The 19,367-nt window shown below is 34.7% G+C and carries 9 protein-coding genes and 1 pseudogene; 5 read left to right on the forward strand and 5 right to left on the reverse strand.

The window, feature by feature from the left end:
- Positions 1–137: 137 nt before the first annotated feature.
- Both UABHE_RS22630 and UABHE_RS22635 read left to right on the forward strand, forming a co-directional pair.
- Positions 138–2,408, forward strand: coding sequence for an NADP-dependent malic enzyme (locus tag UABHE_RS22630; protein WP_372365568.1), 2,271 nt, complete (start codon positions 138–140; stop codon positions 2,406–2,408).
- 143 nt (positions 2,409–2,551) lie between these two features.
- On the forward strand, positions 2,552–5,032 hold the full coding sequence (locus tag UABHE_RS22635) for a glycogen/starch/alpha-glucan phosphorylase (RefSeq protein ID WP_372365569.1): 2,481 nt from the start codon (positions 2,552–2,554) through the stop codon (positions 5,030–5,032).
- Between the two features lie 222 nt (positions 5,033–5,254).
- On the opposite strand, the gene UABHE_RS22640 is transcribed toward UABHE_RS22635, so the two are convergent.
- The 4 genes from UABHE_RS22640 to UABHE_RS22655 all read right to left on the reverse strand — a co-directional run bounded on the left by UABHE_RS22640 (position 5,255) and on the right by UABHE_RS22655 (position 10,722).
- Entirely contained in the window at positions 5,255–5,635 is a 381-nt protein-coding gene (locus tag UABHE_RS22640; RefSeq protein WP_372365570.1) for a response regulator, read from the reverse strand.
- A gap of 207 nt (positions 5,636–5,842) precedes the next feature.
- On the reverse strand, positions 5,843–8,665 hold the full coding sequence (locus UABHE_RS22645; RefSeq protein ID WP_372365571.1) for a response regulator: 2,823 nt from the start codon (positions 8,663–8,665) through the stop codon (positions 5,843–5,845).
- Positions 8,666–8,697: 32 nt separating this feature from the next.
- Positions 8,698–10,173, reverse strand: a complete 1,476-nt coding sequence (locus tag UABHE_RS22650) for a S10 family peptidase (protein ID WP_372365572.1) — start codon at positions 10,171–10,173, stop codon at positions 8,698–8,700.
- A gap of 105 nt (positions 10,174–10,278) precedes the next feature.
- A complete protein-coding gene (locus UABHE_RS22655) occupies positions 10,279–10,722 on the reverse strand; it encodes a nucleoside deaminase (protein ID WP_372365573.1) in 444 nt (147 codons plus the stop codon).
- Positions 10,723–10,922: 200 nt separating this feature from the next.
- Between UABHE_RS22655 and UABHE_RS22660 the strand changes: the two genes are divergently transcribed.
- Positions 10,923–14,180, forward strand: coding sequence for a protein kinase (locus tag UABHE_RS22660; protein ID WP_372365574.1), 3,258 nt, complete (start codon positions 10,923–10,925; stop codon positions 14,178–14,180).
- 212 nt (positions 14,181–14,392) lie between these two features.
- Here UABHE_RS22660 and UABHE_RS22665 read toward each other — a convergent pair whose 3' ends face one another.
- A complete protein-coding gene (locus tag UABHE_RS22665) occupies positions 14,393–15,757 on the reverse strand; it encodes a hypothetical protein (RefSeq protein WP_372365575.1) in 1,365 nt (454 codons plus the stop codon).
- A gap of 627 nt (positions 15,758–16,384) precedes the next feature.
- Between UABHE_RS22665 and UABHE_RS22670 the strand changes: the two are divergent.
- Both UABHE_RS22670 and UABHE_RS22675 read left to right on the forward strand, forming a co-directional pair.
- Positions 16,385–17,296: pseudogene (locus UABHE_RS22670) on the forward strand (leucine-rich repeat domain-containing protein); the annotation flags it as partial.
- A gap of 284 nt (positions 17,297–17,580) precedes the next feature.
- Complete coding sequence (locus tag UABHE_RS22675) at positions 17,581–19,353, forward strand: ABC transporter ATP-binding protein (RefSeq protein ID WP_372365576.1); 1,773 nt, start codon at positions 17,581–17,583, stop codon at positions 19,351–19,353.
- Positions 19,354–19,367: the final 14 nt, after the last annotated feature.

Here is a 19,367-nt window from a genome sequence, read left to right on the forward strand (position 1 = left end):
CCAAAATTTTTGCGCAAATAGTACAATATTTTTTAGTTGCTAGAATGTAAGACGTATAGAAAGAAAGATTTGCTCACAATATTAGGGTGTAGTGGTAAATTATTTTCACCATATCCTACAACAAAGAGGATGATTTGATGATCAAAAAAGAAGATGCACTTCATTACCATAAAAAAGGACGAAAAGGAAAAATAGAAGTAACAGCAACCAAGGAATGCCTAACTCAGCGCGACCTTTCGCTTGCATACTCACCTGGTGTGGCACACCCGTGTTTAGAAATTGAAAAGAACCCCCAAGATGCTTACGATTACACAGCAAAAGGAAATTTAGTTGGCGTTATTTCAAATGGTACAGCTGTTTTGGGATTAGGGAATATTGGTCCACTTGCTTCAAAACCGGTGATGGAAGGTAAGGGAGTACTGTTTAAGAAATTCGCAGACATTGATGTTTTTGACATAGAGTTAAACACACAAAATGCTGATGAATTTATTCGCACAGTGCAATTACTTGAACCAACCTTTGGTGGTATCAATCTTGAAGATATCAAAGCTCCTGAGTGTTTTTATATTGAAGAACAGCTACAAAAAACCATGAACATTCCTGTTTTCCACGATGACCAACATGGAACAGCAATTATTTCAGGTGCAGCGCTAATCAATGCTCTTGATATTATTGGTAAAGATATTGCTAAAATTAAAATAGTTATCAATGGTGCTGGTGCTGCGGCGATAGCAGGTATTCGTCATTATCTTGATCTCGGAGTAACGCAAGAAAATATCATCATGTGCGATCGTAAGGGAGTTATTCATAAAAACAGAGAAGATGAACTTAATCCTTACAAGGCTATGTTCGCGGCTGATACCGAATGCCGCACTTTAGAGGATGCGATGAAAGGCGCAGATGTTTTTCTTGGTTATTCTGTTGGTGGCGTTGTTTCAAAAGAAATGCTATGTTCGATGAGTAACGATCCTATTGTTTTTGCCCTTGCCAACCCTGACCCTGAAATATCTTATGAAGATGCCAAAAGTGCAAGAGATGATGTTATTATGGCGACAGGACGTTCGGATTATCCTAATCAAGTAAACAATGTTTTGGGATTTCCTTTTATATTTCGCGGAGCGTTAGATGTTCAAGCAAAATGCATCAATAAAGAAATGAAAATTGCTGCTACTCACGCTCTTGTAAAGCTTGCGCGTCAGCCAGTTCCAGAATCAGTTGCGCAAGCTTATGGAGAAGAAGAATTTAGTTTTGGTCGCGATTATATTATTGCAAAGCCATTTGATCCACGTGTAATTGTATGGGAGGCATCAGCTGTAGCGAAAGCAGCAATGGACACAGGTGTTGCACGTGTTAATATTGATATTGAAGAGTACAAGAATCAACTAGAATTCCGTATGGGTAAATCGCGGGAAATTGTGCGAGTAATGATCAATAAAGCTAAGAATTCAGCGAAACGCATTGCATACCCTGAAGGCGAAAATGAAAAAATTCTACGCGCAAGTAATATTGTTGTTGAAGAAGGTATTGCACAACCAATTCTTATTGGAAATAAAGAAAAAATACTCAATAAAATTAAAGAGCTAAACCTTTCAACAGAGGGAATTGAAATCGTCGATCCACATAATTTCCCGCGTTTTGAGGAATACACTAATGAATATTGTCGTTTGCGCCAAAGAAAAGGAATGACTTTATTACAGGCGAAAGAGCTTCTTACATCACCAATGAGATTGGCGGCAATGATGGTTGAACTAGATGAAGCTGATGGAATGGTTGCTGGTATTAATCATTCGTATATTGAAACAATACGTCCAACCGTACAAATTTTGCGTACCTCTCCTGTAGCTAAGACCTTAGCAGGAATGTATATGATGATTGTCAACAACAACATCAAATTATTTGCTGATGTTATTGTCAATGTCGATACCGATCCCGAAATTTTGGCAAATATCGCCATTCTTTGCGCTGAGCAAGCAAAACAGTTTGATATTGAACCGCGTATTGCAATGTTATCATTTTCTAACTTCGGAAACTCAAAGCACCCAGAAGCCTTGAAAATGAAAGAGGCAACGAGAATAGTGAAGCAAAGAGCACCGCATTTAGAAGTCGACGGAGAGATGAGTGCAGATGTTGCGATCAACGATCAAATTCGCCAGCAAAATTACCCTTTTTCAACATTGAAAAAGTCGGCGAATATTCTAATTTTCCCAGAACTTGCTGCAGGAAATATTGCATATAAATTATTGCAAGCCTATGGTGGAGCTGAGTCGTTAGGACCTATTTTACTTGGTATGAATAAGCCATTACAGCTACTACAAATGGGTTTAAGTTCTGTTTCTGACATTGTAAACATGACAGCAATCGCGGTTGTTGAAGCTAAACTAAAGGCTGAAGCTAAAGAAAATAACTAAAGTTAGGGCGTGTCGACACTCTCTATAGAATTACGATTGTTTAGATAGGCGGACGATAATAATATCGTCCGCCTATTATTTTGTATTACCAAACTTAATTTTAATCGATCACACTTATCAAAGAGAAATGAAAGGCGAAAAAATTGAATCCAAATTGGGACAATATAGACTCGCAAGTTACCATACAGCAAGAAAGTATAGCGAGTTTTTTTGTACATTATCTAAAATTCTTTAGCGGTAAAGATCGCCATAGCGCTAGCGAGTTAGATATATATAATGCTCTTGCATACACTATTCGTGACCACATCATTGAAAAATGGTTAGAAACGAAAAAACTTTATAATAATAATGAGCCTAAACGGGTTTATTATTTGTCAATGGAGTACTTACTTGGCCGATTATTCACAAATAATATTATCAACTTAGGCGCTGACGAACAGTTCAAAAAAGGTTTAAAGAAACTAGGCGTCAATTGGGAAGACTTTAGCACTTGGGAGCGCGAATCTGCTTTAGGTAATGGCGGATTAGGACGTTTAGCCGCGTGCTTTCTAGACTCTATGGCTACTTTGAATCTTCCTGCGGTTGGATATGGGCTTCGCTACGAGTACGGTATTTTTCGCCAAGACATTTGTCAAGGTTACCAAGTCGAAGAACCAGACGAGTGGTTGAAATTTGACAATATTTGGGAAATGAAACGCGTTGAGCATACTGTCCCAGTACACTTTGGTGGCGAAGTTGAAGTTTATCACATAGATGGTGTTGAAAAGCACAATTGGTGTCCTTCTTATACTGTGTTGGGAATCCCTTACGATATGCCAGTTGTTGGTTATGGCAACAACATAATCAATACTCTGCGTTTGTGGTCGGCAAAAGTAAGCGAGGAATTTAATCTCCAAGATTTTAATCAAGGAAATTATATTGATGCTGTAAGTGAGAAAGTAGAGGGCGAAACTCTCACGAAAGTATTGTATCCCGATGATCGTACTGAAAGTGGGCGAGAATTGCGTTTTCGACAGCAATACTTTTTTGTGTGTTGCAGCATCCAAGATATTATACGCAAGTTTAAAAAAGAAAGTAATGATTTTAGAGACTTTCCTAAAAAAGCAGTTATTCAACTCAACGACACTCACCCTTCTATTTCAGTGTCAGAATTAATGCGTATTCTAGTCGATGAAGAAGATATCAATTGGGATTTAGCTTGGGAAATTACCAGTAAGTCTTTTGGTTACACAAATCACACTATCTTACCAGAAGCGCTTGAAAAATGGCCTGTTGAATTTTTTCAACGTCATTTACCTCGCCATTTACAAATTATTTATGAGCTCAACCAACGTTTTTTACAAAAAATCTCAGTCATGCACCCAGGAGATAACGATATACTTCGTCGTATGAGTCTTGTCGAAGAATATCCACAAAAGAAAATACGCATGGCTCACTTAGCAATTATTGGTTCAACTTCGGTGAATGGTGTGTCTGAAATACACAGCGAAATTCTGAAATCGCAAGTGATGCCCGATTTTTATAAGAGTTTTCCCAACAGGTTCAATAATAAAACAAATGGAATTACTCCGCGAAGATGGCTACTCCAAGCAAACCCTGATTTAGCAGATTTAATAACTCAAAAAATAGGAAAAGATTGGGTTTGTGACTTAAGTAAGTTAAAACAACTAGAAAAATATGTCGACGACAAAGCTTTCTCAAAGCAGTTCCGCAAGATTAAGGCTACTAACAAAGAGAAGTTAGCACAGCTTATAAAAGAAAAAACTGGTGTTGTCGTTAAAAACGATGCGATTTTTGATGTACAAATAAAAAGAATACACGAGTATAAAAGACAGCTCATGAATATTCTTCACGTAATACATTTATATTGCGAACTACGAGAGAATAAAGATCATAAAGGCCCACAGCGTGTTTTCCTTTTTGCAGGCAAAGCTGCTCCTGGGTATTATATGGCAAAAATGATCATCAAATTGATTCTAAATGTCGCAAAGGTTATCAATAACGATGAGCTAATAAATGACAAGATTAAGGTTGTTTTTATTCCAAATTATAAAGTATCTATGGCAGAAGTTATCATCCCAGCTACTGATATTAGCGAGCAAATATCTACTGCTGGTAAAGAGGCTTCTGGTACAGGAAATATGAAATTTGCACTTAATGGCGCTTTGACTATCGGTACTTTAGATGGAGCCAATATCGAAATCATGAATGAAGTTGGAAAGGATAATATCTTCACTTTTGGATTAGATATTGATGAAATTAAAACCAAAAGACAAAGTAATTATCAACCGAATGAACTTTACGAACAAAATCCCAAAATTAAGAAAGTGGTTGATTTAATTCAATCCAACTTTTTTTCTTTCAATGAATCTGGAATTTTTGATCCTATTTGTAATTCTTTGTTGTCTGAAGACCAATATTTTATTTTTGCTGACTTCGATTCTTATCTTGATTGTCACGAAAAAATATTGCAAGAGTATCGAAATGAAAAAACGTGGACAAAAAAAGCGATTCTTAATGTGGCGAGAATGGGGAAATTTAGTTCAGATCGCACAATTAAAGAATATGCCGAGGATATTTGGAAAGTATCACCTGTTTTTCCTAAAAAAGCAAAGAAGTCTTAAAAATATTACGAGCTTGTGATTACAACTTCAGATCTCAAGCTCGTATTTCAAAAGTCTAAATAAATATCAGGAAACAATTCTGAAAGTTCTTCCTGCCTTTTCTCATCTATTTTATTGCCTCTTAGAGATATTGATTCTATTTCTAATTTATTAAACTCTAGTGGAATATCTTGGATCTTGTTGTTTCTAAAATCCAGTTCGACCAAATGTCAACGCACTCTACTAAACCGCTACTACACTACTCCACATCGTTTTTATATCTTCGGGAAGTTGTGCTAGATCAAAAGGCTTGCTCAAAACGCCAATGGCCCCCATTTTTATAAACTCTTCTATTTCATGAGGTTCAGATCTTGCTGTAAGAAAAATACAGGGAGTTTTATTTCCTAGCTCTCTGAGTTTGAATAGGGTTGTTGGACCGTCAATTCCTTCCATCATAACATCAAGCAAAATTAAATGTGGCTGAAAGCTATCTATTTTTTCAAGGAGCTCATAACCAGAGCTACACGTTTCAACATCAAAGCCTGCTATTTGTTGTAAACATAGTTGTAAAATTTTTTGAATATCTTCTTCATCTTCAACAACAATAATTTTTTGTAATAACATAATTATCTCTCTTATAGAGTCACTTAGAATTGAATTCACTCATTTCGTTTTGTAACATCGTGCATAGGAAAATTTGACATTTAGTCCTTTATGGTCCTTGAGGAAGTAGCAATATACTTTGAGAACTAAGAGCTCTGTTCTACAAAAAAAAGTAATGAAGCTAATCTCTAAAGAACTGTATTCTAAAAAAGATAAATGTCAGCGCGTTTAATTCTCCATGCTTTTCAGCATATTTTCTAGATCTATTAGTAGTTTTGTAGCAGAACTATAGCGCTTGTTTACATCAATTTTCATCATTTTTTCAATAATTTTGGTAATATCATTGGGAAGAGCACTGTTAAATTCTTGAGGATTTGGCGAGTAAACTAATCGCTTGTGCATCACCTCTAAAGTAGTTCTCCCGTTAAAAGGTAGTTGTCCTGTTACCATATGAAAATACGTAGCTCCTAAACTAAAAATATCACTACGAATGTCCACTTCTCTACTACACAGCTGCTCAGGAGATAAATAATACGGTGTTCCGAGAACAATATCAGTGGTGGTCATTGACATTTTTTTACCCGTCTCTGTTTTTGCAATTCCAAAGTCTACTAGTTTTGTAATGTCATTATCACCAATAATAATATTTTGAGGTTTAATATCACGATGAATAATTTTACATGTCTCTAAATATACCAGTGCCTGTGCTACATGGCAAATTATTTTAGTGGCGTTTTTCACTTCAAAAAGACCTTGTTCCGTTATTATATTGTCAACTGTTTTTCCTTGAACATATTCCATTACAACAAAGCATAGCGACTGCCCATGATAGTAATCGTAACCGCGAACAAGATTAAGGTGATCTATTTCCATTAAGCATTGAGATTCATTATAAAAACGTAGCGCTTCTTTTTGGTTTTTTTGATACTCAGCAGATAGAGTTTTTATGACTACTTTTTGTAAATTGCTTTTACGCGTTGCAAGGTATGTTATGCCCATTCCACCACTTGCCATTACCTTTAAAATAGTATAGCTTTCTCCACTGTTTCCGTTTAAAATTGTTCCAGCCATCATCTTTTTTTCGGAATGCATTTTGTACAAAGCATCCATTTCTCGTTGTAAAGTACCTACTGCTTCTTCCAATCTCTTACGTTTTATACGTTCTTGACGCAATTCGTGTAAAAGTTGCGTTTCATTTGCTTTTTCATCATATTTGCGTAAAGTTTGTTTGATTGCTTGAGTACGAAGTGATTGCTGCCCCCATTTTTGAGCCGCTGCAACCAGTTGCTCTGGTTGTATAGGTTTTTGTAAAAAAGCCTCACCTTGTTCCATTGCCGCTAGTTGTTTGTCAAAGTTTTTTTCTGTAGATAGAAAAATAATTGGGATATCTCGAAAGTATTCATATTGCTTTATCACACTTGCTAATTCAATTCCTGAACAAAAAGGCATATTCACATCAAATAACATTACATCTGGAATAAAGGACTCAAGTGCTTGTAATACGGTAGCCGGATCATTAATTACTTTTGAATCCATCCCTGCTTTTCGCAATATAAGAGCGTAATTTTCTGCCAATGCAAGATCATCGTCAACTATTAAAACGCCAAAGGGTTCATATATTCTTTCTTGAGAAAACTTACTAATTTTTTCTATAAATCGTTCTTGCAACACAGGGCGAATTAAAAAATCGTTAATTCCAGAGCGTATAGCTGAGAGATAGAAAGGAAATTCATGCTCATTTATTACAAAAACAATAGGAATATTCATCCTTATTAAGGCCAAGTTGTCAAGTACATCACTGTTTTGAGAATAGCTTTGATCAACGAGTATTACAAATGGTATTTGCTTGTTTAAAGCACTGTCTAATTCGTGATAAGTTGCAAAATTATTAACTGTATAATCTGTAAAATTTTGTAGACCTTCTATTTCCTCAGAATTTTTTAACATTGTAAATATTAAACAAAAATTAGTGTTAATTTCCTTTTTAGCAGTTTTTGAAGTAGTGGAAAATGCGTCCAATGCTTCTGTGCTACATTTCTTTAGGTTTAGCAGTAGTGTTTGTATTTCCAAGGAGATCTTGTCATTGAGAGAACTGTTTTTGTCTAAACGTTCATATATTTCGCTAGCACATTCACTCACAGAAGGGAAATCAAAAGAGCCGGCAGAACCAGCCAAATTATTTATCATAAAAAACAAGTCGTGAATTTTGCTTTTTTTTCCTTGTTTTGCCTCCTCCCAAATATTAAAAATATCTTCAATTTTCTTAAGTAAATTTTCAGCATAGGCTTCTTTTATTATTTTTAATTGTTTATTTAACAAAGAAACTGGAATATATATTTCATTACAACGCCTAGAACTAAAAGACTTGTGTAATTTTGGTAAGAAGCTATTCAATAAATTCGAGGCAAAAAAAGCGGACAAATTGGTTGCATCTTTTTTGGGTTGTAATTTCCTATCTAACTCAAGACATATCTTACTCGCTTCGTGAAATCCGAAAGTTCCTGCACTACCTGCAATTTTATGAACAGCCATTTTAAATTCAATAAAATTTTCGACACTTGGATCTTTGGCAGTTCTACTCAATATTTCTTCCATATTTTGTAGCTTTTCGTCAACGGAATTTTCATATTCGCGTTTTAGTTCAGCTAAAAGGTCATTTGGATCGTTTTTGTCTGTCTTCTTTTCTTTAATTAAATCGTGGAATAATTTTTTAAGTTCGCGATCGTTAACAGGTTTGCGCACAAGATAATCAACAGCAACATTTTTTTTGAATCGATTTGCATCTTCGTTGCTTTTAAAATTCGATAATAGAGCTATTTTAACAGCGTGAAATTTATTGCGAATAAACTCAACAAGCTCCACACCGTTACCATCGGGTAAATTGATATCTATAATGTAACTAGCAAAAGGCGTTAAAGAAATTTTTTCCATAGCTTCTTTATATGTGTACGCTACGCTAATATGGACTTCTATCAACTTGCCTACGAGTTTAAGATAATTCACAACGTCGTGGTCGTCATCTACTAATAATATTGTTTCTTTTGCTGGCATATTTTAACCCTAATTGCTAGTCCTAGGTAGTTTTAATATTTCGCAGATTGTTGTTTCTCAGGAATAGAGTTTTCAATGAATTCGCGCAAATGAGCATTCGAAGATTTAAGATCTTCGTACCGTAAATACATCATATGACCACTGCGGTAACCTTCAAAACGAAATCGATTTTGTAATTTGCCACTCGGATCTATTTGCCACATCGTATATTTTGCATTAAAATACGTTGTTGCACCATCGTAGTAACCTGATTGAATCATGACGCGCAGATTAGGGTTTTGAGCCATTGCTTGACGTAAATTGTCTCGTGTATTGTCATTTGACCGATCCCAAGGATGCACAGAACCAAACATATTGTAACTCAAATCAGTTTTGTAATTTAACTGCTCGCGTAAGTAATAATTAATTGCAGGAGTAAATGAATGTAACCATGAGGTTAATTCTGCATTGTAATCAGGTCTATTACCTGCATCTTCGCGATCAAGCCCACGATACCTAGAGTCTAATCTACCAACAGTAAAACCCTTTTCTCGCAATAGATCTTTCCAAAAAAAAGAAGTAGGTATTCGCAAATTATATTGTAGAGCTGTTTGTACTGATAGGCCAGAGTATAATGCTATTTTTTCAGCGATTTGTTTCTTTTTATTTTTGTCAAGAAATCCACCTTGAGCTAAAGCAGGTATAAGCTCTTCGAGAGTAAATTTTTCTACCACTGGTAGAATTTCCAACAAATCTTTTTCTTGTAATTTTTTGTCTAAAACTTTGTGATGCCAAGCAGCTGCTGTAAAATAAGGTAGGTTTAAGGCAACAGAAATAGGATTGCCTTGACGCAAAACTTTATAATCTGCAGGCGAAACTAAAATAACGCCGTTAAGGTACATCCAATGCGAATTTTGTAGCGCAAGTGCTAGTCCAGACACACGAGTTGCTCCATAACTTTCACCAATAATATATTTAGGAGAAAGCCATCTGTTATTCCGCGTAACAAAAGTATTGATCCATTCAGCTAAGTAACGTATGTCAGCATTAACACCGAAATATTTTTTTTTATCAATTTTTACATCAGAAGTTTTAATAAACCTAGAATAACCTGTATTGATAGGGTTTACATAAACAATATCCGCAACGTCGAGAACAGAATAAGGATTTTCTTTTATTCCATATGGTTGTACAGGAAATCCTTCTTCATCTACTTTTAGTATACGTGGTCCAGTATAAGCAATATGCATCCACACCGAAGCAGAACCTGGGCCACCATTAAAAGAAATAAGAAGAGGTCTATTCGTACGGTTTTTTATATCGCTTCTTTGGTAGTAAGTATAAAATAAAGAAGCAACTACTTTATCACTACTATTCCAAACAGGTTGCGTACCAGCCGTTGCTGTGTAAGGAATGATTTTTCCATTGATTGTTACTTGGTGCTCTGTGGTAACTGCAGATTCTTGTTGGAGAGATCTGTTTTGCCCATAAAGCGAGCAAATGCAACATAATATAACAAGGTAACGCATATTTTTCTCCCATTGTAAAAATTTTTGCTTGTAGTGCTACATCTGACAGCACGGTACTAATTATAGCGGCTATTTTTTGTTTTTAAATTTCTTTTTACTCGCGATTCAAATTTTCCAAAAATTGAGATGGGTTTCTTTTCCAATAGACTCATCCACAGGACCTACAATTTCAATTGCCTCTTCTGGAAGTAAATCGCGGCATGAAGTTAAAAACATATCCCCTGTAATTTCTTGTAACGCGCTAGCTGAACATCCAAAAACAACCCTGCAAACACCACTCCAATAAATAGCCCCACTACACATCATACATGGTTCGGTACTTGTATAAAGCGTAAATGAACTTAGTTGTGCAGCAGAATATTTTTGCGCTGCTTTGTGTAATAAATTCATTTCAGCATGCCTTGTAAAATCGCGATCACTATTTACAGTATTCTGGGCTGTTAAAATAACTTTATCGTTATCAACAAGTAAAGCAGCAAAAGGATGATTTCCGTTATTAACCGCCTCTTTTGCAAGATTGAAACATTGTTGCATAAATTTGCTATGCATTTTTTATTCCTCAAAGATAATTTTAAATGTAGAGATACGCCTTAGACCTTACCGATATTCAATTATTTTATAAAATATTCGCCATTTTATTTGTAAAAACTTAAATTCAAAGTAAAAATTTTGTAACAAACTTCAGACGATGGTGACTGTTTTACCAATATATCTAATAGAATACAAAACTATTTTAGTGAGATATATAAATGAAAAATTCTACTGCAATGCGAAAATTACTAAACCTTGCTTTGCCAACAAGCTTTGATTTAGAAGAAGAAAGTAGTACTCAAATTAAAGAGCAAAACATTGATCACAACAAAATTAAATTGCGTTGTGGGGAAGTTCTCAATCAATATAAAATCGGAGAAGAGTTGGGGCGAGGAGGCATGGGAATTGTTTATAAAGCTATTGATACCAGACTTAACCGTGAAGTTGCTATTAAAACAATTATCCAAGAATGTAACGATCGCCATACTAAGAAATTTATTCAAGAAGCGAGAGCTATAGCGCAACTGAATCACTCAAATATAGTGCAAATTTATGAAGTATGTGAACATCCTGTTTGTTTTTTTGCTATGGAATTGATCGAAGGATTGTCACTTGATAGTTTTATTCAACAGCATAGCAAGAAATTAAAGAACAATGAGTATTTTGAAAAAGTAGTGCGTATTTTTATTGCTATTGCCAGTGGTCTTCAGTTTGCTCACAGTAAAAATATTATTCATCGCGATATAAAGCCAGAAAATATAATGCTCGATAAAAATTTACACCCAAAAATAATGGATTTCGGACTGGCTAAACTGGAAGAAAGTGGAGTAACGGCTACCAAAGACTTTGCAGGAACTCCAATGTATATGTCTCCTGAACAGGCAAAAAGTTTGCAAGTAAATAAATTCAGTGATATTTATTCTTTAGGGGCTACACTATACGAATCTTTAAGTGCAAGAACGGTTTTTCAAGGAGATACGGTATTTAATGTTGTATTCCAAATCATTCACAATGAACCTGTACGATTACGAGTCTTAAACTCAAAGATACCTCAGGAGTTAGAAGCTATTTGCTTTAAGTGCTTAGAAAAAAAATCTCACCGCCGATATTCTTCGATGAAAATATTATCACATGACCTAGAAAATTATTTAGCAGGAAAACCTGTTATCGCAAAGCCAATAGGTCGATCGCGAATGTTATGGAAATGGGTACGTCGTAATAAAATATTGTCCTTGTTAATTGTCATGTTTATTTTTTACGCTTGGGGAGTTGTACAACAAGGTATTGCGCTTCGCGAAAAAGATAAGGCACTTCGCGAAAAAGATAAAGCACTTCGCGAAAAGAATGATGCTATCAATAAAGAAAAAGAAGCACTTCGTGAAAAAGATAAAGCACTTCGTGAAAAGAACGATGCTATCGATAAAGAAAAAGAAGCGATACACAAAGAAGATATCGCAATAAGAAAAAAAAATGCGGCTTACCTAAAAACAAATTTGCACTTTGCTAACATATATGCAAAACAAAAAGAAATTAGTTCTGCAAGAAAGTATCTCAATGATGCGCGTAGTAGTTACCAAAAAATTGGCTTTCAAAATGCTGAGCGAAATTTAGAATTTCGTTGGTTAAAGAAAAAAATAAAATCATATGATCTTAAAAACAAAATAATCGATAGTCGAAATATAATTAAATTTAAAGATAAATTTCTTCTTATCACAAATATTGGTAAGATCCTAACATACAAATGGGATAAACAGTTACGAAGAAAACATGCCTTATCTACCCAGTTACCGATTTCTTGCGTTTCGTTAAGTCCAAACTACAAAAAATTAGCGGTGCTGTCCATGAATCTAGGAACAACACGACGTTATATTTCTATTTATAATACCAGCACAATGAAACAAATTGCGGTTTGGGAAATAGACAAAGGGAAAAAAAATCGTAATAGAGATGGAATATGTTGTTTTTATTCTAACGAGATACTGTTAATCGGAGGAGAAAAGGGTTTTCGTATATGGAAAATAAAAAATCTACAAATAGAAAAAACGATGGAAAACAGTTTTGCGAAATTTTATGCAAATAGCACTATAAACAAGGTTTCTTCGTTTTCAATAAACAGTAAGACAAGTAAAGTATTTTTCACTTACGGCGGAAGATTTTATATTTATGATTTTCCAAATAAGAAAATAGAGCATTTCATAACCATTCCAGATGAAGAAATAATAATATGCAAATATAACAAATTTACTAAAGATATAATTATCGGAACAAGAAAAGGTAAACTGTATTTAATTGATAGCAATTACAAGGTAACCTATCTTTTTAGGCACAAATCTTTTGTCACTAAAATTTCATACAATCAAAAATATATTTTTACTTCTAGTATAAGTGGAGAAATTTTTGTATGGACTCATAATGGCAAATTAAAACATAAAATTTATAGTGAAGAAAGTAGTTTACGAGATTTTATTTTGTACAAGAAAAAACTTATTGCCATCAACAAAGAAGTTATTTATTCGTACAAATGGGATATAAAACAGAATCCTTTTGTTATAGAAGAAAATACACAATCAGAATATGTAACAGTTCAAAGAAAAACTCTTTCTACCCCAACATCATATGGTCAGCTTTTATTGTATAATCTGGATAATAAAAAACGAAAAGAAGTCGTAGGATTTAAGAAATTTATCTATTCCTTTGTTGCCCCAAACAGCAACAAATTAATGTACATAAATAAAGTGCGCAGTGTTTTTTGGGATGGTAAATTATTAGCGAAAAACTCTAAAAAATACCCTTTTTTTAAAAGCCATCCAATTGGCGGAGTCTATCATAAACAACAAAACTTGTTGTATTTATATAGTGAAGGTGGACATATCTTAGTTTGGGATTTGGAAAAGGAAAAAATTGTCAAACAATTACGTTTCGAACTGCGAGAATTAAAAAATATATGCGTTTTAAAAGCGGCACTAAGTCCAGATTTTCGCTATCTTTGTTTTGTTTTTCGCGGTAGTTTTGGAAACAAAAAATATATTTATTTGGTAGACTTAATTACAGGAATACATCAAAAAGTTGAGATGCGCTATAGTAGTGAAAACATACATGTGCAATTCGCAGTGATAAACGCTACTCTATCTTTAATTCTTTCCTTCGAGAACGAAATTCAAATTTGGGATTTTAATAAATTGCGACAAAAAGAGTACTCATATATAACACTTGAGTATCATAGTGATTACATTAATTGTTTTGCTCTTGCTCAAAACAACAAAAGATTAATCGCCATTGATAAAAAAGGGCGGATGATGATATGGTATTTGGGAACTAAACTCCCTGATGACCTAGAGGAAAGTAATAGACTTGGACCAAATCGTTTGCTGTTAGAAATAGAAACAAAGCTTAATATAAAAGATTGTGTCTATTTGCCAACTTCAAAAAAATTAATCACTGTTGGATCAAAGATATTAATGTGGGATTTCCGTTGAACAAAAATAACTGTCGAATCTTATCGAGCTAAGTGACCCGCCAAAAGTAATTACCCATCGGCATTTTGCTCTTTTATTTCCTAGCTTTGTTGCTCCTTAGTTACGCAGCTATAGCTGCCGTCTCGCCGCGCTAGAAAATAAAAGGCCTGCATTCAATGAGTAGCTACTTTTGTCAGGCCACTTACATCAGAGTAGCTCGATGGAATCGTAACCTAACTGTTTTTGGTAATTTCGCGGATTGTTGCTTGGAGGTTAATACAAAGCCTTTGATACCCCTCAACTGAATTTTCATAAATAATATGTCGGTAACGATTTAAGTCAAAAGGGATATCAGCGACATTCTGCGTCAAAAGAATGACTTGTTTACCAACAGTATGTGCTATTCCTAATTCGTAAAAGACATTGGAATTCCGACCAGTGATTTCAGCAATAACAAAACGTGAAGAACAGATACCTTTCCAGATATCTTCCATTATATCATGTCCATATAAATCGTCAGCGCGCACAGCTTTTAGCTCGCATTTTTCTATTGTAGGACGAATGTAATCTTGCCATACAGTTGTTGACCATGACTCAGTGAACGGCATTAATGTAAAAACCTTATTGGGCTCTACAATGTATTCTCTTGAATGAAAAATAGGTTTTACAATCATTTTTGAGGTCCTTTTTGCATAAACATTTTGTAAAGCATTTTGTGGATATGTCAGTGCTCCTTCCAGGAGTTGATCATATAGAGGACGAAAGATAGGAAAGTCAGATTGAAAAGCAAAAATCCATATTCCTAAAGGCGCACCATCATACTTTGATACACCAACAAGACAATCCCAGTGTTGTTTGTTTTCCGGAAGGTATTCTTTCATTATTTGAGCAACACTGCTATCCTCTTCTCGTGCTCGCCACAGAAAAACACTCTCATCGCGGCAAAATTGTAACAGTTCGCTATCAAGGTTTTTAGCCTCTGCATCTTTTTGGTACACAGGACTTCCGCGCATGGGTAGTTTATAATATGGAATAATATAGCGATTTTCGTCTACAAGTAGTAGGAAAGATGCGTATGCTGAAAGAGACTTGTGCAGCTTAGCAAAATAGCGCCAGATCGTAGTTCCTGGTTCTTTCTCCACTTTTGAACAAATATTTTCTAACTGAGAAAGAGTGTTTGTTACATTGTATTCATTGGTAGATAGAATACGTTCGTAAACATAATCACCTAAAAAGCGTACTATAACATCAAGTCCTTTTTTCTCGTGGTCAGTAAATGGCGTTTTGCGTAAAAAATCTAATTTGAAAAAAGGTAATTTGTTATGCCACTGTGATTTAGGAAATTTTATGTCGAATTTTATACTGTTTTTAGAGTCTTCTACGAGTTTGTTTTTCTTGTTTTTACGTAAAATAGAGTTAACAACATAATCACCTTCTTTAGTTAATTGTTCGATAACACACTCATCGATGTTTAGTGCATCAATTAACCATTTTAATGGAGCTTTAGGAATTAATTTGTTATAACGTACATAACCTGTAGCTCTAGACTGTTCTCGTATTTGAGTTATTGTTTCTAGTGTGATTTCCGTTATATCCATGAGTGACCGCCTAAAAATATAAAAGTTACTCAGTGACTTAATTTTGGTTACAATACTAGTTTACATTACAACCTAAAAATAACAAGAAAAAGTGTCGCGTAGCAAAAAGTTTTTAAGTAAGAAAAGCTTTGAGTACCCTTTCAAGTCAGCATAAAATTTGAGTATCAGAGCAAGGACAGCCTGAGAAGCACATAGCTGTAGTTATGTAATCGAAGGCTCAACGCCGCTATGATACTCAAAGGCAAGCTGCGTGCTCTTAAAAACTTTTTGCGACTTGCTTAAAAGCTCTTGCAACCTGTTTAACATAAGTAACCCGCCAAAAGTAGTTAAGTGACCCGCCAACGGGTAACTACTTTTGTCAGACCACTTACTTGGTCACTTACAACAATTGAACCCATAAACGAGATAATGTATACAAGACCTGAAATGAAAACAGTAAAAAACAAATCCTTACAAGATATTGAAGAAAATACTACTTACGTATGTTGCGCCTTCTACTTAAACGAAGAAAAGTATTACTCTGTGGAGAATTGTCATTTTATTGACTGTAGTTTTCGGTCTAGCGCTCAAGTTAAGAAAGTGAAAAGCTGTAAATTTCAAAATTGTGGATTCTCTAGTAAATTAGCGCTCGATTTAACTTGCAATCAACTGACAGAGATACCAAAAGAGATAACGCAATTACAAAATCTCACTTACCTCGGTTTGCTAAATAATCAAATAACAGAGATACCAAAAGAGATAGGACAACTTCAAAATCTTACTTATCTAGATTTAAGGTACAATCAATTAACAGAAATACCGAAAGACATAGGACAACTACTAAATCTTACTATACTCTATTTAGATGGTAATGAGCTAACAGAAATACCAAAAGAAATAGAACAACTTCAAAATCTCACTACACTCAATTTAGCGCAAAATCAACTAACAGAGATATCAAAAGAGATAGGACAACTTCAAAATCTCACTTATCTAGAGTTGAGTATCAACAAGTTAACAGAAATACCAAAAGAAATAGGCCAGCTTCGAAATCTTACTGAACTCGGTTTAGTGCAAAATCGACTAACAGAGATACCAAAAGAGATAGGACAATTACGAAATCTTACTGAACTCGGTTTAGAATACAACGAACTAACAGAAATACCAAAAGAAATAGTACGACTTCAAAATCTCACTTGTCTAGATTTGAGTAGCAACAAATTAACAGAGATACCAAAAGAGATAGGACAATTACGAAATCTTACTGAACTCGGTTTAGGAGAAAACGAACTAACAGAGATACCAAAAGAGATAGGACAACTTCAAAATATTACTTATCTAGATTTAAGCTACAATTACTTAGCAGAAATACCGAAAGACACAGGACAACTACGAAATCTTACTGAACTCTATTTAGATAGTAATCAGCTAACAGAAATACCAAAAGAAATAGCGCAACTTCAAAATCTCACTACACTCGGTTTGAAAGAAAATCATTTTTCGGATTACGAAAAATCGAAATTGAAAAAGTTGCTACCGGATTGTAAAATTGACTTCTAGGGAGTTATCACTATAGAAGAATATGTAGGGACGAAAAGTCTATACACAACAATCCTAAGTCCCATAAGAAAAATAGAACACATAATTACTATATTTTTACAAATACAAGGGCAGCCTGAGAGGCACATAGTTGTAATTATGTAACCGAAGACTCGACACCGTTATGATACTCAAAGACAAACTGTGTTTTAAAAGTTTTTGCAACTTGTTTAATATAAGTAACCCGCCAAAAGTAGTTACTTGGTCACTTACAACAATTGAATTTATCAAAGAAATGCATAACTATGGATAAAAATAATAAACCTCTCTCTCGTTTTCTTCGTTATTCTCACAAACAAAAACGCCAAATATACTTGGCAAGTTTATTTTCGGTGCTCAATAAAATCTTTGATATCGCTCCACCTTTTCTCATCGGTGCTGCAGTTGATATTGTTGTAAAAAAAGAAAACTCAATGATCTCTCATTTAGGATTTGTGGCACAAGAAACACAATTAGTTTTTCTAGCTGTAATCACGGTAATTGTTTGGGCTTTAGAATCTATTACTGAGTATATGGAAAAAATTTATTGGCGTAATATTGCTCAAGATATTCAACATTCAATGCGTATCGATGCTTGGCAGCACTTACAAAGCTTAGATATGTCTTTCTTTGAAAAGTACAGTAGCGGTCGTATTATGTCAATAATTAATGATGATGTAAATCAATTGGAACGTTTTCTCGATGTAGGGGCAAATTCTTTAATTCAAATTGCTACTACTGTGGTTATTGTTGGAGGAACATACTTTTATATTTCTCCAAGTATTGCTTTTTTCACAATGCTCCCAACTCCGTTTATTCTAATAGGAGCTTTCTATTTTCAAACTAAACTAGCGCCGCGTTATGCTGATATTCGCGAAAAAGTTACGCAAATGAACGAACGCCTAACAAATTGCCTTGGCGGCATCACGACTATTAAGAGTTACACTACCGAAAAATGGGAAGTCGAACAATTTCGCAGTGATTCTGCCTCTTACCAAGAATCGAATAGACAAGCTATTCGCTTTAGTTCTGCTTTTGTTCCTGTGATTCGCGTTTTCATCTTGATGGGTTTTACTTCTGTTCTTCTTTTAGGAGGATGGAAAGCAATAGAAGGAACAATGGAAGTAGGTATTTATAGTATACTTATTTTTTTAACCCAAAGATTATTATGGCCTTTAACTGGTTTAGCGCAAATTGTAGATTTATATGAAAGAGCTATGGCATCAACAACTCGAATTCTCAATCTCCTAGATGAAAAATCGCAAGTGATTACATCAGACAACGCGCGGAAAATAGATATTAATCACGGAGATGGCAAGGTTGCGTTTGATAATTTGAGTTTTGCTTATGATGAAAAAAAGGTTTTAGACAATATAAATATTTGCGTTGAAGCGGGAAAAAGCATCGGCATCATTGGCCCTAAGGGATCAGGGAAAACTACTTTGATGAAACTGTTGTTAAGATTTTACGACTTTCAAACAGGTGATATTTTGATTGATGGAATATCTATTAAAGATTTTGATTTGCAAAGTCTACGTAAAAATATAGGTCTTGTAAGTCAAGATGTTTTCTTATTCCAAGGAACTATTGGCGAGAATATCGCTTACGGTTCACCTGATGTAAATAAAGATAGCATAACAAAAGCAGCAGAAATTTCTGGTATTTCCTCGTTTGTATCTTCTCTTCCTCAAGGATATGATACAATTGTTGGGGAGAGAGGTCAAAAGTTATCAGGAGGGCAGCGCCAATGTATTTCAATTGCACGCGCTATTGTCAAGAATCCCCCTATTTTAATACTTGACGAGGCCACTTCTGCTGTAGATAATGAAACCGAAGCTGTTATTCAAAAATCATTAGAAGAAATTTCACGCAACAGAACAATGATTATGATTGCTCACCGTTTATCGACCGTTCGCAATGCAGACTGCATCTTTGTTATGGATAACGGAAAAGTAGCGGAGCATGGAACACACGAGCAGTTATTAAAAAATGGACAATTTTACTCTCGTGCATGGAAAGTACAAACAGGCGAACGTTAGAACATAAAAGTAAA

This window comes from Candidatus Uabimicrobium helgolandensis, from assembly GCF_041508025.1.
GTDB classification, from domain to species: domain Bacteria; phylum Planctomycetota; class Uabimicrobiia; order Uabimicrobiales; family Uabimicrobiaceae; genus Uabimicrobium; species Uabimicrobium helgolandensis.

Bases quoted from the DNA above. Each gene is read 5' to 3' on its own strand.
- UABHE_RS22630 (WP_372365568.1), top strand. From the start codon at position 138: ATGATCAAAAAAGAAGATGCACTTCATTACCATAAAAAAGGACGAAAA.
- UABHE_RS22640 (WP_372365570.1), bottom strand. From the start codon at position 5,635: ATGTTATTACAAAAAATTATTGTTGTTGAAGATGAAGAAGATATTCAA.
- UABHE_RS22645 (WP_372365571.1), bottom strand. From the start codon at position 8,665: ATGCCAGCAAAAGAAACAATATTATTAGTAGATGACGACCACGACGTT.
- UABHE_RS22650 (WP_372365572.1), bottom strand. From the start codon at position 10,173: ATGCGTTACCTTGTTATATTATGTTGCATTTGCTCGCTTTATGGGCAA.
- UABHE_RS22655 (WP_372365573.1), bottom strand. From the start codon at position 10,722: ATGCATAGCAAATTTATGCAACAATGTTTCAATCTTGCAAAAGAGGCG.
- UABHE_RS22660 (WP_372365574.1), top strand. From the start codon at position 10,923: ATGAAAAATTCTACTGCAATGCGAAAATTACTAAACCTTGCTTTGCCA.
- UABHE_RS22665 (WP_372365575.1), bottom strand. From the start codon at position 15,757: ATGGATATAACGGAAATCACACTAGAAACAATAACTCAAATACGAGAA.
- UABHE_RS22675 (WP_372365576.1), top strand. From the start codon at position 17,581: ATGGATAAAAATAATAAACCTCTCTCTCGTTTTCTTCGTTATTCTCAC.